The organism is Raineyella fluvialis (assembly GCF_009646095.1).
Lineage (GTDB): Bacteria > Actinomycetota > Actinomycetes > Propionibacteriales > Propionibacteriaceae > Raineyella > Raineyella fluvialis.
This window is the reverse complement of sequence record NZ_CP045725.1, coordinates 1,872,985-1,886,292: the sequence shown is the minus strand read 5'-3', so window position 1 is coordinate 1,886,292 and position 13,308 is coordinate 1,872,985. Positions and strand designations below refer to the sequence as shown.

10 protein-coding genes are annotated in these 13,308 nt (G+C 71.9%); 6 read left to right on the top strand and 4 right to left on the bottom strand.

What is annotated here, in order from left to right; all coding sequences use genetic code 11:
* Positions 1–24 precede the first annotated feature (24 nt).
* Together Rai3103_RS08540 and Rai3103_RS08535 are read left to right on the top strand one after the other, a co-directional pair.
* Entirely contained in the window at positions 25–951 is a 927-nt protein-coding gene (locus Rai3103_RS08540) for a COX15/CtaA family protein (RefSeq protein ID WP_153572242.1), read from the top strand.
* A 64-nt stretch (positions 952–1,015) separates the two neighbouring features.
* Positions 1,016–1,726, top strand: a complete 711-nt coding sequence (locus Rai3103_RS08535) for a TenA family protein (RefSeq protein WP_153572241.1) — start codon at positions 1,016–1,018, stop codon at positions 1,724–1,726.
* Positions 1,727–1,747: 21 nt separating this feature from the next.
* Here Rai3103_RS08535 and Rai3103_RS08530 read toward each other — a convergent pair whose 3' ends face one another.
* From Rai3103_RS08530 to Rai3103_RS08520, 3 genes are all read right to left on the bottom strand, one after another.
* The gene (locus Rai3103_RS08530) at positions 1,748–2,677 is read right to left on the bottom strand and encodes a helix-turn-helix transcriptional regulator (RefSeq protein ID WP_153572240.1); all 930 of its coding nucleotides are present in this window, start codon (positions 2,675–2,677) and stop codon (positions 1,748–1,750) included.
* A gap of 68 nt (positions 2,678–2,745) precedes the next feature.
* Positions 2,746–7,362, bottom strand: a complete 4,617-nt coding sequence (locus Rai3103_RS08525; protein WP_153572239.1) for an ATP-dependent helicase — start codon at positions 7,360–7,362, stop codon at positions 2,746–2,748.
* A 43-nt stretch (positions 7,363–7,405) separates the two neighbouring features.
* The gene (locus tag Rai3103_RS08520) at positions 7,406–7,825 is read right to left on the bottom strand and encodes an HIT family protein (RefSeq protein ID WP_153572238.1); all 420 of its coding nucleotides are present in this window, start codon (positions 7,823–7,825) and stop codon (positions 7,406–7,408) included.
* A gap of 143 nt (positions 7,826–7,968) precedes the next feature.
* Here Rai3103_RS08520 and Rai3103_RS08515 point away from each other — a divergent pair, with 143 nt between their 5' ends.
* Positions 7,969–8,379, top strand: a complete 411-nt coding sequence (locus Rai3103_RS08515) for a RidA family protein (protein WP_228488800.1) — start codon at positions 7,969–7,971, stop codon at positions 8,377–8,379.
* A gap of 101 nt (positions 8,380–8,480) precedes the next feature.
* A complete protein-coding gene (locus tag Rai3103_RS08510; protein ID WP_153572237.1) occupies positions 8,481–11,045 on the top strand; it encodes a glycogen/starch/alpha-glucan phosphorylase in 2,565 nt (854 codons plus the stop codon).
* A gap of 54 nt (positions 11,046–11,099) precedes the next feature.
* Here Rai3103_RS08510 and Rai3103_RS08505 read toward each other — a convergent pair whose 3' ends face one another.
* Complete coding sequence (locus Rai3103_RS08505) at positions 11,100–11,432, bottom strand: NifB/NifX family molybdenum-iron cluster-binding protein (protein ID WP_153572236.1); 333 nt, start codon at positions 11,430–11,432, stop codon at positions 11,100–11,102.
* A gap of 115 nt (positions 11,433–11,547) precedes the next feature.
* Here Rai3103_RS08505 and Rai3103_RS08500 point away from each other — a divergent pair, with 115 nt between their 5' ends.
* On the top strand, positions 11,548–12,717 hold the full coding sequence (locus tag Rai3103_RS08500) for an MFS transporter (protein WP_153572235.1): 1,170 nt from the start codon (positions 11,548–11,550) through the stop codon (positions 12,715–12,717).
* A 224-nt stretch (positions 12,718–12,941) separates the two neighbouring features.
* Complete coding sequence (locus Rai3103_RS08495; protein ID WP_153572234.1) at positions 12,942–13,223, top strand: HU family DNA-binding protein; 282 nt, start codon at positions 12,942–12,944, stop codon at positions 13,221–13,223.
* Positions 13,224–13,308: the final 85 nt, after the last annotated feature.

Below are 13,308 nucleotides of genomic sequence, written 5' to 3'. Positions count from 1 at the left end.
CGACTCGCCCCTGCGGAGAACTCCATGACTGCCAGCAGTACCCCCGCATCCAGCACGATCACGCTGTACCGCGTGGCCGCCGTGCTCACCTTCGCCGCCGTGGCGCTGGGCTCACTGGTCTGCGCCACCGATTCGAGCGCAGCCTGCCCGAACTGGCCGGGCTGCTATGTGGGCCAGGTGATGCCGCGGGCGGCCCTGAACCCGGTCATCGAGTTCGTCCACCGCGTCATCGCGGTCAGCACCGGTCCGGCGCTGCTGGCGGCCGCCCTCCTCGGACTGCGGCGCCGGCGCGACCTGGTCGTCTCGGTGCTGCCGTGGCTCGCCCTCGCCGGCGCACTCGCCGCCGGAATCTTCGGCATGCTGACGATCCGGGTGGGGCTGACCACCGCGCAGGGGGCGACCGACCTCGGCGCGTCGTTGATCGCGATGATCGCGATGACCACCGCCGCCGTGGCGCTGAGCCACTCCCCCCGTCGCGCCTCGCTCACCCCCGCCGCGGCGTACGCCTGGGCGGCGGTGGGTGTGCTGTGGCTCGTCCACGTGACCGGGGTCTTCGCCGCCGGCAAGGGATCGCTGACCCGCTGTGTGAGCTGCCCGGTGTGGGGAATCGTCGGGATCGACGGGCCGGCCTGGCTGCAGGTGGTCCGGATGGTGCTGGCCGCCGTCGCCATCGCGTTCATCGTCGCGGCGATCGTGGCCGGCCGACGGGTGCCGGCGGTCCGCTCGCTGACCCTCGTCGCCGCGGTGCTGCTGGTCGTCGAGCTGGCCGTCGGACTGGTGATCCTGGCCCGCGGCACGAACCACACCCTCTCCTCGGTCTACGCGGTCAGCATGGTCTGCCTGTTGTGGACCACCGTCCTGATCGCTGCCCGGTCGACGTTCACCCGGGTCTCCGGGGATGATCGACCGGAGTCCGATGTCCCGGTCGAGGTGTCCGCTCCGGCGGCCTGACCCCTCAGGTGCCCGGTGCCCCCGGCTCTGCTCCGAGGGCACCGGGCACGGGTACGTTGGGCGCATGAGCATCTCGGCCAGCACGGATTTCAGTCGCCGCCTGCGGGAGGACGCTCAGGCGGACTGGGGGTCGGCCACCGGTCACCGGTTCGTCGGCGAGCTGTTCGCCGGGAGCCTGGACGACCGGGTCCTGACCCATTACCTGGTGCAGGACTACCAGTTCTTCGACCCGTTCCTGCGGCTGCTCGGGGAGGCCGTGGCGACCGCGCCCAGCGGCGTGGCGCGGCTACGGCTGGGACGCCAACTGGGCATGCTGACCACCGAGGAGAACGGCTACTTCGAGCGGACCCTCAACGCCCTCGACGTGAGCCTCGACGATCGGCTGCATCCGCCGCTGGGCCGCGCCACCGTCGACCTGCTCGACCTGATGTACGAGGCGATCGCCTCCCATTCCTGGCCGCACGTGCTGTCGGTGCTCCTGGTCCTCGAGTGGGTCTACCTCGACTGGGCCGAGGCCCCCGATCGTCCGGTCGTCACCCCACGGGACGCCCACCGCGAATGGATCGACCTGCACCGAGGCCACGAGTTCCGCGACTGGGTCACCTTCCTGCGCCAGCAACTGGATGCCGCCGAGCCCAGTGACGAGCAGGCGGCCGAGCACTGCCGCACCTTGTTCCACCGGACCGTCCGGGCGGAGGTGGCCTTCTTCGACGCCGCCTACGACGCCGCCGGCTCCACAGGGCCGGCACGAAAGCCCCAGGGCGTCGAGGACTGAGGACCGGCCCACTCCGTCGGCTCAGACCCCGGCCAGCACCTCAGCGATGGCCCGCAGCTCGACGCGCAACTCCTCGGGCTCGACGACGGTGAAGACCTCGGGGAGCAGCAGCAGTTGCCGCGCGATCCGGCGAGTGCTCGTGCCGCTGATCATCACCCGTGACCCGCCGTCATCGAGCGGCTCGATGAACCCGACACCGTCCGGCAGGCCGGCACGTACCCGGGTCGGCGGGGCCTGGACGTCCACGACGGCCACGACCGGGGCGGGAATGTCGTCGGGCACCACCTCGCGAGCACGACGGGGACGCTGGTGGCGCTCCGCATCGAAGGGAAGGGCGGTGACCTCCGGCTCGATGATCCGCTCCGCGGGCCAGGTGGCGATCCGGCGCAGCTCCCGGTCGTACCCCATCAGGAACCACTGCCCCACCCGGGCCCGGACGACCAGGGGCTCGATGTGGTGGACGGCCCCCAGCCCGTGCTCGGTCATCACACTGAACCGGAGCAACCGGCCGTCGCGCATGGCCTCGGTGATCGCCGCCAGGGTCGACGTGAGGCGCTCCCCCAGCACCGTGTGCTCCGTTTCGTGTGCCTCGACCGACGAGCGGACCCGATCCGGCATCGCCTGCTCCACCTTCGCCAGGGCCCGCAGGGTGCCGGCCTCGGCCAGGGGTGTCGGGGCGAGCAGGGACCGACGCAACGCAATGGCGGTGGCGGTCGCCTCCTCGTCGTCGAGGACGAGGGGCGGCATAGCCCGACCGCCGGTGAGACGGTAGCCGCCGTCGTCACCGGTGTCATGCTCGATCCCGTAGCCCTGGTCCCGCAGGCGCGCGAGATAGCGGCGGACCGTCGGGACGGTGACGCCCAGTGCCGTCGCGAGATCAGCCACTGACCATCGCGTACGCGACTCCAGCAGGCCGATGAGAGTGATGAGGTTGTCTGAGAGATCCCCCATGTCTCCATAGTGGCCGGGGCCTCTGACATTTCACCGGAGAACCGATTGCGCGGCGGGTCGGCGGCGCCTCAGGTGCGTCGCAGGCGGATGGCTCTGGGCGAGGTGTAGGCACCGGCCTCGACCAGACCGGCCCGGACTGCGACCGGGGCGCCGGACAGTCCCATCGCCGGCAGACCGTTCACGGTTTCGATCGACAGGGTGTCGACGGCACCCCGCTGCACGGCGTCGGCGAGCACCCGGCCGGCGTCCGCGAGCCGCAGCCGGTCGTCGGTGAAGGCGAGGAGCGTACGGCCGCCGCGCTCCAGGAACAGCACGGGTGCACCACCGGCCAGCACGACCAGCGCGCCGGACCGCCGTCCCGGGCGGGAGGCGACCTCCGCCTCCCCCGGGACCTCGGGCCAGGGCAGCGCCGCTCCGTACGGGTTGGCCGGGTCCGTCGCCGCCAGCAGCACCGCGTCCGGGGCCTCCGCGCGGCGGAGCAGGTCGACGGTCCCCGCCTCGGCGAACTGCGCGGGCCCCAGATCGGCGACGAAGTAGCCGCGCCGGCAGCGGCCGTTCTCCTCCAGGGCCGTCAGGACCCGGTACTGGGCGGCGAACCCGCCGGCGAGGCCCTCGAGCTCGACAGCACCGCGGGTCACCACGCCGTGGCGGTCGAGCAGCAGCTGGGCGAGTTCGCTGGCCCGGACCGTGGCGTCGAGTGGTCGCGGCCGCAGCAGCGACCACCGTCCCGGCAGCACGGAGCGGGCCGCGAGTGCCGGGGGGCGCAGCCGGAGCCGTCCGGGTCGCCCGGGCCGTCCCCGGGTGGGGGTGCTCGGCGTGCGATGGGTGCCTTGGCCGAGGCGGAGCATGGCCCGCACCGAGGCGTACGTGTCCGAGGTGACCAGACCGGCCCAGGCCAGGGTCGTGACCGCCTCGGCGACCACCACGGCGGACAGCGGCGCCGGGCCATCGGAGCCGTCCTCGGACCCGGGCACCCGACCGCGGTCGGTCTCCTGGCGCACCAGGGCCTCGAGGATCTCGTCGACGAGGTAGGCGCCGCCCCTCTCCGCCAGCAGCCGATGGACGCGCACCGCCACCGGGTCCGTGATCGCCTCGGCCCGCTCCTCGAGATCGGTGGGCAGGGTGAGGTCCTGCGCGTCGGCCAGGTGCAGCGTGAGCCAGCCGTCACCGCCGGCGAGGGCGCCGTCGCCGGCCCACAGCACGTCGCCACCGGCCACCAAGGCGTCGAGCAGTCCTGGTGTCCAGTGGTCGACCCGGGCAGGCAGCACCAGCGATTCCCAGGCCGAGGCGGGCAGCCGGATCCCGGCGAGCTGGTCCACCACGCTGAGCACGCCGTCCTCACCGTCGACCCGGTTGCCATCGCCGACGTGCTGCCACACCTGCTGGAAGGACGCATAACGCTGCGCGTCGACAGGCTTCACCTGGGCGCGCAGCACCGACAGCGAGCGCCTCCGGATGACACGGAGGACCTCGGCATCGACGTACTGGGTCGCCTCGCCCGCCACACCATCGGCGCGCCGGACGAACTCACCGGCCACCAGGCGGTCCTCCTCGACAAGCCGGTGCACCGTATGCTGCACCACCGCCGCGCCCATGCCGAGCTGCCTCGCGGCGTCCGCGACGACGAACGGCCCGTGGGTGCGGGCATAACGGCCCACCAGGTCGCGGAGCGGGTCGGGAACCGCCTCGAGGTGGGCGGCGGGGACCAGCGGCGGCAGGACCGTCCCGAGCGCATCGCGCAGCCGGGCGGCGTCCTCCACCGCCGCGACCCGCAGCACGCCCCCGATGTCGACGAGGATGGCGCGACGCCGCGACACCAGCGCGTCGACGTACGTCGCGACCGCCTCCGCCTCCCGGCCCTGCGGGTCCGCTCCCTCCTCGAGGCGCGCGGTGATCTCCGGCACGGTGAGCGGCCCCAGCAGGCGCAGCAGGTCGGCCACCCCCTCGAGGCCGTGCAGCCGACGGTCCGGCGCCGTGTGCTGGAGCTCCGCCTCGACCCGCTCGATCACGGCCGGATCGAGCAGGTCCGCCAGATCGGTCGCGCCGAGGAGCTCACCGAGCAGCTTCTGGTCCAGCCCGAGGGCGGCGGCCCGCCGCTCGGCCAGCGGCACGTCGCCGTCGTACAGGAACTGACCGACGTAGCCCAGCAGCAGTGAGGAGGCGAACGGGGAGGGCTTGACGGTCTCGACCGTCGTCAGGGTGACCTCATGGCGGGCGATCCGCTCGTGCAGCGAGTGCATGGCCCCGATGTCGTACGCGTCGAGGAGTACCTCGCGCATGGCCTCCAGCACGATCGGGAACGCCGGGTAGCGGGAGGCGACCTGGAGGAGCTGTGCGGACCGGTGCCGCTGCTGCCACAAGGGTGAACGCTTCGTGGGGTCGCGCCGGGGCAGCAGCAGGGCCCGGGCGGCGCACTCCCGGAAGCGCGCGGCGAACAGGGCGGAGTGCTCCGCCTCGGCGGAGACCGTCCGGACGAGTTCGTCGGGATCGAAGCGGAACAGTGTGTCGTCGGGAGGAGTTGCGTCGGTGGCCGGGACCCGCAGCACGATGCCGTCGTCGGAGGCCATCACCTGCGGGTCGACGTCGTGGCGCTCGCGGACCCGGCGGGCCACGGCCAGCGCCCAGGGCGCATTGACCGGCTTGCCGTACGGGGTGTGGCAGACCACCCGCCAGTCGCCCAGCTCGTCGCGGAACCGCTCGACCACCAGTCGGTCATCGGCCGGCACGAGACCGGTCGCGCGCCGTTGGTCGCGCAGGTAGTCGAGCAGGTTGTCGGCGGCCCAGGCGTCGAGACCCGCCTCGCGCAACTCCCCCCGGACCCGGTCCTCCCCCAGGGCGGCCGTCCGCTCCTCCAGCTCCCGGACATACCCGCCCATCGCCGCCCCGAGCACCGCCGGGCGCCCGTCGTCCTCGCCGTGCCAGAACGGCAGGCGGCCGGGCACCCCCGGTGCCGGCACCACGGAGACCCGCTCGGGGGTGATCTCCTCGACCCGCCAACTGGTCGCCCCGAGAGCGATGATGTCGCCGACCCTCGTCTCGAAGACCATCTCCTCGTCCAGCTCACCGACCCGGCGCGGACCCCGGGTCTCGTCGCCGGCCAGCAGGTAGACCGGGTACAGCCCCCGGTCCGGGATGGTGCCGCCGCTGGTCACCGCGAGCCGCTGGGACCCGGGCCGCCCGGTCAGCGTGCCGTGCTCGTGGTCCCACACGACCCGCGGGCGCAGTTCGGCGAATTCGTCGGACGGGTAGCGGCCGGCCAGCAGACCGAGGGTGCCCTCGAAGGCGCTGCGGGGGAGGTCCGCGAACGGGGCCGCGCGGCGGACGGTCTGCCACCACTCCTCGACGTCGAGCGGGCCGAGGGCGCAGGCGGACACGGTGTGCTGGGCGAGGATGTCGAGCGGCCCGGCGACGACGTGCAGCGGTTCGATGGCCCCGCTGATCATCCGTCGGCCGACGACGGCGGCGTGGACCAGGTCGGCGCGGTGGGTGGGGAAGATGATGCCCCGCGACACTTCGCCCACCTGGTGTCCCGCCCGGCCGACCCGTTGCAGCCCGGACGCGACGGAGAAGGGGGCGGCCACCTGGATGACCAGGTCGATGGCGCCCATGTCGATGCCGAGCTCGAGGGAGCTCGTCGCCACCACGCAGCGCAGCCGCCCCGCCTTGAGGTCCCCCTCGATCATGGAACGCTGCTCTATGGCGACCGACCCGTGGTGCGAGCGGGCCAGGACCGGGGGGTCCTCGTCATCGCCGAGCTCCCCGGCGTCCCGCAGCCGCTCGGCGTGGACCTCGTTCATCCGGGTGGTGAGCTTCTCCGCGGAGCGCCGGGAGTTGGCGAAGACCAACGTGGACCGGTGGGCCAGCACGTGGTCGACGAGCCGCTCCTCGATGTCGGGCCAGATCGAGTGGATCCGCTCGGGGTCGTCATCGGCCGTACGGTCCCGGGAGAGGTCGGCCAGGTCCGGGACGGGCACCGTGATCGTGAGGTCCCACGCCTTGTCGGACGGCGGTCGTACGATCTCGACGGGTTGGCGCCCCCCGAGGAACCGGGCCACCTCGTCCGCCGGTTCGACGGTCGCGGACAGCCCGATCCGTTGGGCCGGGGCCGGCAACAGTTCGTCGAGCCGTTCGAGCGACAACGCGAGATGGGCGCCCCGCTTGGTGCCGGCGACGGCGTGCACCTCGTCGACCACGACGGTGCCCACACCGGTGAGTGTCTCCCGCGCCGCCGACGTCAGCATCAGGTACAGCGACTCGGGGGTGGTGATGAGGATGTCGGGCGGGTCGTGCAGGAGCCGGCGCCGGTCGGCGGGGGCGGTGTCGCCGGACCGTACGCCGACCCGGACGTCCTGGGTCTCCTCGCCACGGTCGGCGGCGACCGCGGCGATCCCTGCCAGCGGGACCCGCAGGTTGCGCTCGACGTCGACCCCCAGCGCCTTGAGCGGAGAGATGTAGAGGACCCGGGTGCGGGGCTCCTCCACGGCGACCGGGGCACCGAACAGCAACCGGTCGATCGCCCACAGGAAGGCGGACAACGTCTTGCCGGAGCCGGTGGGAGCGATCACCAGGGCGTGCTGCCCGGAGCTGATCGCGCTCCACGCCCCCGCCTGCGCGGCGGTGGGGGCGCCGAAGGCGTCCTCGAACCACGCACGGGTGGCGGGGTCGAACCGGGAGAGCGCGGACATGGGTTCAGTGTGGCACCGGGCCCCGACAGTGGGCCGTGCCGCGTCAGGCGGGGACGTTCTCGCCCGCGCCGAGCTCCCGCAGGGCCGCCCGCAGTGCGGCCTCGGCCCGGTCCATCTCGGCCTCGGACACGTCGATCGCCCGCAGCGTGTACCCACCCATGTCGTCGGCCCCGAAGACGTGCAGGTGCAGGTGTGGCACTTCGAAGCCGGCGACGAGGAACCCGGCCCGCGAGGCTCCGGTGACCCGGACCATCGCCCGGCCGATCAACTGGGAGACCTCGGTGAGGTGGGCCCACAGCGCGGGATCCGCGTCGACCCACTGGTCGACTTCCTCGATCGGGACGACCAGCGTGTGTCCCCACGCGACCGGGCCGATCGACAGGAACGCGGCCACGGTGTCGTCGCGGTAGACGAAGCGGCCCGGCAGTTCGCCGTTGATGATGCGGGTGAAGACAGTTGCCATGTGCCGAGCCTACGTACGCGAGGTGCTCCGCGGTGAGGAACGGGGGGCAAGGGCGGGTCGCGGACTCCGTACGATCACCCTCACCGCGCGTCGAACCAGTGCGACGGGCACGGTGCACGGCGTACCCGGACCACGGAGGAACGATGAGCGACACCCCGCGACACGAGGCGATCATGCCCGCCACGCTGCCGCCGGCCCCGGCCGTCAACAACACCTACTCGTACGGCGTCCGAGCCGGTGACACCCTGCACATCGCCGGGATGGTGGCGTTCGCCGCCGACGGCAGCATCGTCGGGGAGGGCGACATCACCGCCCAGGTCGACCAGGCCCTGCGCAACATGGCCGAGGTGGTCGCCGCCGCGGGCGGCAGCATGGACGACATCGTGGCGACCACGACCTACCTGGTGGACGTGGCCGATGCGCCGGTGGTGAGCGCCGCCAGGGCCCGGTGGTTCACCGGACCGGTGAAACCCACACACACGGTGGCGGGAGTGGCCGCGCTGGGACGCCCGCAGTTCCTCGTCGAGATCGAGGCCACAGCCTATCTGGGGTGACCGCGGCGCTCGGGGGATCACGGGTCCCACGAAACCTGTGTGACGTGTGACCGAGATCCCACGGAAACATAGTCGCAATCACAGCAGCCTAGGATTCGCCCATGCCTGACAACGCGCAGCAGACGACCGACCGCGCCATCCCTGCCGACGAGTCGCCCACGGTGACCCGCGCCGGGTACGGCCCGGCCTTCTCGCCCACGCACCCGCTCGCCCTGGCCCCGGTCGGGTCGCCGCCGCACTCGGTGGATGGTTTCGTGGCGGCGTTCCTGGCGGAACTGAACACGAAGCAGGGGGTCGCCCTCTCCCACTCCAGCACCAACGCCCAGTACCTGGCCCTGGCGGGCACCGTCCGCCAGTACCTGATGGCCCGCTGGCTGGAGACGAGCCGCAAGACCCACGAGGCCAAGGCGAAGACCGTCGGTTACCTCTCAGCGGAGTACCTGCTCGGCCGCCAGCTCGGCAACGCCCTGATGGCTTCCGATCTCAACGAGATCGCCGAGAAGGGCCTGGCACAGTGCGGCATCGACCTGACGACGCTGCGCAACCAGGAGGTGGAGCCCGGCCTCGGCAACGGCGGCCTCGGGCGCCTGGCCGCGTGCTTCATCGACTCGCTCGCGACGATGGACGTGCCCTGCATCGGCTACGGCATCCGCTACGAGTACGGCATCTTCCGCCAGACCTTCGTCGACGGCCGCCAGGTCGAGCAGCCGGACACCTGGCTCGCGCTCGGCTCGCCGTGGGAGTTCCCCCACCCCGACGAATCGGTCCAGGTGAACTTCGGCGGCTACACCGAGAAGAGCGTCGACGCCGATGGCCGGGAGAAGACCACCTGGGTGCCGTCCTGGAACGTCCTCGGCGTGCCGTACAACTACATGGTCCCCGGCTACCTCAACGGCCGGGTCAACCCGCTGCGACTGTGGAGCGCCCAGGCCACCAAGGCCTTCGACCTGTCGATCTTCAACGCCGGCGACTACGCCGAGGCGGTCCGCGCCCAGACCTTCGCCGAGAACATCTCCAAGGTGCTCTATCCCGAGGACTCCACCCCCCAGGGCAAGGAGCTGCGGCTGCAGCAGCAGTACTTCTTCGTCGCCTGCTCGCTGCGCGACTTCCTCGACCACGAACTGGAGGAGGGCTTCGACCTCCACGACCTGCCCAGCCGGATCATCTTCCAGCTCAACGACACCCACCCGGTGATCGCGGTGCCGGAGCTGATGCGCATCCTGATGGACGAGCGCGGCTTCGACTGGGAGGAGGCCTGGGAGGTCACCCACCAGTGCTTCGCCTACACCTGCCACACGCTGCTGCCGGAGGCCCTCGAGGTGTGGTCGACCGACCTGCTCGGCCGCCTGCTGCCGCGGCACCTGGAGATCATCTACGGCATCAACGACCGGTTCCTCGCCGAGGTGCGCGAAGCCTTCCCCGGTGACGAGCTGCGGGCCGGGCGGATGTCGATCATCACCGAATACCCCGAGCGGGGCGTCCGAATGGCCTACCTGGCCACGGTCGCCGCGACCAAGGTCAACGGTGTCGCCGAGTTGCACAGCCAACTGCTGCGCGACAAGGTGCTGCCGGACTTCTCCGCGCTGTGGCCCGAGCGGTTCACCAACGTGACCAACGGTGTCACTCCGCGCCGTTTCCTCAAGATGGCCAATCCCAAGCTGTCCGACGTGATCTGCGACGCGATCGGGTCGGGCTGGGTCACCGACCTCGAGCGACTCAAGGAACTCGAGACGTACGCGTTGGACGACGACTTCCTGGCGGCCTTCCGCGAAGCCAAGGACTGGAACAAGCGTCGGCTGACCACCCTGCTGCGCAATCGCGACGGGATCGACCTGCCCGACGGCCACCTGCTGGACGTGATGGTCAAGCGCCTCCACGAGTACAAGCGCCAGACGCTGAAGCTGCTGCACGTCGTCTCCCTCTACGAGCAGGTGCTCTCCGGGAAGCTCGCGCCGGCCGACCTGACCCCGCGCACCGTGGTGTTCGGAGCGAAGGCCGCCCCCGGCTACCGGATGGCGAAGGACATCATCCACCTGATCAATCGGGTGGCCAGGACCGTCAACGCCGATCCCTGTCTCGAGGGCCGGCTGAAGGTCGCCTTCCCGGCGAACTACAACGTCACCCTCGCCGAGAAGCTGATCCCGGCGGCGGACCTGTCCGAGCAGATCTCCCTGGCCGGCATGGAAGCCTCGGGCACCGGCAACATGAAGTTCGCCCTCAACGGTGCCCTGACGATCGGCACCGACGACGGGGCCAACGTCGAGATCCGGCGCCTGGTCGGCGACGAGCACTTCTTCCTGTTCGGGATGAGCGAACCGGAGGTCGCCGCGCTCGGTGCCCGCGGCTACGACCCGGGCGCGTACTACCAGGGCAACGCGGCGATCAGGGCGGCGATCGACCTCATCAACTCGGGCATCTTCAGCGACGGTGACCGCGGCATGTTCGAGTCGGTCACGATGTCCCTGACCCACCACGACCGGTTCATGGCGCTGGCCGACTTCGAGTCGTACGTCGCCGCGCAGGCGCGGGTGGAGGAACGGTACGCCGACCAGGAGTCGTGGACCCGCTCCGCGGTGCTCAACGTCGCGCGCAGTGGCTACTTCAGCTCCGATCGCTCGATGCGCGACTACCTGCGCCGGATCTGGCACACCCAGCCGATGCTGTGAGCCGACGTCGGCGGCGCCCACCCGGGGCGCCGCCGACGAAGGTCGTCGCTCGGGTCAGGGGGTGACGAGCGCCTGCCGTACGGCCTCCCGCGCATCGGCCGACCGGGCCGGCAGCACCGGGATGCCCATCTTGTCGAGCGTGTGCGCCATCCCCTGCCCCATGTGGTCGACGACGACGGCCTCGACGGCGTTCTCCCGCAGGAAGCGGACGATCCTGGCGTGATGGGAGCCCTCGGTCCCCTCGTCGTGGGCGACGTCCCAGCCGACGTGGTGGACGACCCAGTCGGAGATCTGCCCCGCGTCGAGGGTGGCGACGGCCACCCTCGGAGCTCGTCCCCACCGGGGCTCGACCTGACCGTCGGACGTGACCGGGATAGCGATGTTCATACGTTCACTGTAGTAACGGCTCAGCACGCCCCTCGAAGACACCGCCCCCGGCACCGTGCCATCGGATGAATGATCAACTGTCCCGGCCGCGGCGCCGGAACCTAGCCTGGCAGGTATGCCGTCGACCACTCCCGCCCGCCCGCGCCTCTGGCCGCTGTACGCCGGCGGCTTCCTCGGGCCCTTCGGCGGGGCGGTGACCAACACCATGCTCCCGGAACTGGCGCACGGTCTGGGGACCGACCTACAGGTCGCCTCCTCGGCGGTGACCTGGTACATGATCCCGTTCTGCCTGGCGTTGTTGGTCTCCGGCACCCTCGCCCAGCGCTGGGGCCGGGGTCGTACGATCCGCGGCGGCTACGCCCTCTACCTGGCCGCCTCCCTGGTCTGCGTGCTCGCGCAGGCCCTTCCGGCGGGGTGGGTGGTGCCGGTGTTCATGGCGGGGCGCGCGGCGCAGGGCATCGGCAACGCCTTCACCACTCCCGTGCTGGTGACGCTGCTGGCGGAGTTCGTGTCCCCCGAGCGGCTCGGCCGCTCCCTCGGTCTCTTCGCCTCGATGCAGGCGGCGGGGCAGGCGTTCAGCCCACTGGTCGGAGGGGTCGCGGCCGACACCGACTACCGCTTCGCCTTCGCCGTCACCGGGCTCGCGGCGCTCGTCCTGGGCCTGGTCACCCCGTCCGGTCGCGCCGGACGGTCCGGCCCTGCCCCTGCTGCCGACTGGCGCGACCTGGCGAACGCACGGGTCGCGCAGTCCTCGGCCATCGCCTTCGCGGCCCAGGTGACCGCTACCGGGGTCACCGTGCTGGCCGCCCTGATCGCCACCGACAGGTTCGGGCTGTCCCCGACGGCCCGGGGCCTGGTCGTCGCGTTCTACGGCGTCGCGGGCCTGGTCAGCGGCAACGTCGCCGGCCGGATGGCGGACCGGTGGGGCGTACGGCGCCTCGGCATCGCCGCCCTGCTGATCCTCGGCCTGTCGATGGCCCTGGTCGGGCTGGCGCCCTGGCTGGCGCTGCTCGTGCTGCTCGTCGGGGCGATCGGGGCCGCCGGCACGGCGAGCCGGATCCTCACCAACACCCTGGCCCTGCGCAGCACGCCGCGCAACACCGGCGGCGCCACCTCCGTGACGATGGCGGTCCAGTTCCTCGGCTCCGCGACCGTCCCGGCCCTGCTCCCGCTCTACGCCGCCGCACCGGCCCTGGCCACCGGCGTGGCCGGTGGGGTCTCCGCCCTCGGCGCCCTGGTCGCCGCCCTCCCGGTGCGTCCCGCGAGGACGGATCGCGACCGCTGACCGAGCTCCCCGAACGCTCGTCCGGGCCCCCGGAGGGCCTCCGAACCCTCAAAAGGGGGTGCAAACCCCGCAGATCGGCGTGTCTGCGCGGTTTTTCATTGCAGACGTCCCCAGCGGTCACTAGCATCCAGGGTTGTCACGACATGTGCGTTGTGTCGATGCGCAGCGCCGAACCGCGGCGCGGTCATCGCGACTGCGTCCCGGACCATCACTGAAGGAGACACATGAACCGCACCGAACTGGTGGCCGCCGTCGCCGAGCGCGCCGGGCTGTCGAAGGAAGATGCCAACCGCGCCCTCACCGCCCTCAACGATTCGCTGATGGAGGCCGCCCAGCAGGGCCAGAAGGTCCAGATCCCGGGCCTGCTCACCCTCGAGGTCGTCGAGCGGGCCGCCCGCAGCGGCCGCAACCCCCGCACCGGCGAGACCATGGAGATCTCGGCCAAGCGTGCCGTCCGCCTCACCCCGGGAGCCGCGCTGAAGCGCGCCGCCAACGGCGAGGAGTGACCTCCCGGGCGCCAGCCGACGCCCGCCACCGATCCCCCCACGAGCGGGTCCGGCCATGGCCGGGCCCGCTCGTTGCGCCTGCCGT

What these genes read in the sequence shown, in the direction of transcription:
- Rai3103_RS08500 (WP_153572235.1), top strand. Translation starts at nt 11,548, where the DNA reads ATGCCGTCGACCACTCCCGCCCGCCCGCGCCTCTGGCCGCTGTACGCC.
- Rai3103_RS08510 (WP_153572237.1), top strand. Translation starts at nt 8,481, where the DNA reads ATGCCTGACAACGCGCAGCAGACGACCGACCGCGCCATCCCTGCCGAC.
- Rai3103_RS08495 (WP_153572234.1), top strand. Translation starts at nt 12,942, where the DNA reads ATGAACCGCACCGAACTGGTGGCCGCCGTCGCCGAGCGCGCCGGGCTG.
- Rai3103_RS08525 (WP_153572239.1), bottom strand. Translation starts at nt 7,362, where the DNA reads ATGTCCGCGCTCTCCCGGTTCGACCCCGCCACCCGTGCGTGGTTCGAG.
- Rai3103_RS08535 (WP_153572241.1), top strand. Translation starts at nt 1,016, where the DNA reads ATGAGCATCTCGGCCAGCACGGATTTCAGTCGCCGCCTGCGGGAGGAC.
- Rai3103_RS08540 (WP_153572242.1), top strand. Translation starts at nt 25, where the DNA reads ATGACTGCCAGCAGTACCCCCGCATCCAGCACGATCACGCTGTACCGC.
- Rai3103_RS08530 (WP_153572240.1), bottom strand. Translation starts at nt 2,677, where the DNA reads ATGGGGGATCTCTCAGACAACCTCATCACTCTCATCGGCCTGCTGGAG.
- Rai3103_RS08520 (WP_153572238.1), bottom strand. Translation starts at nt 7,825, where the DNA reads ATGGCAACTGTCTTCACCCGCATCATCAACGGCGAACTGCCGGGCCGC.
- Rai3103_RS08515 (WP_228488800.1), top strand. Translation starts at nt 7,969, where the DNA reads ATGAGCGACACCCCGCGACACGAGGCGATCATGCCCGCCACGCTGCCG.
- Rai3103_RS08505 (WP_153572236.1), bottom strand. Translation starts at nt 11,432, where the DNA reads ATGAACATCGCTATCCCGGTCACGTCCGACGGTCAGGTCGAGCCCCGG.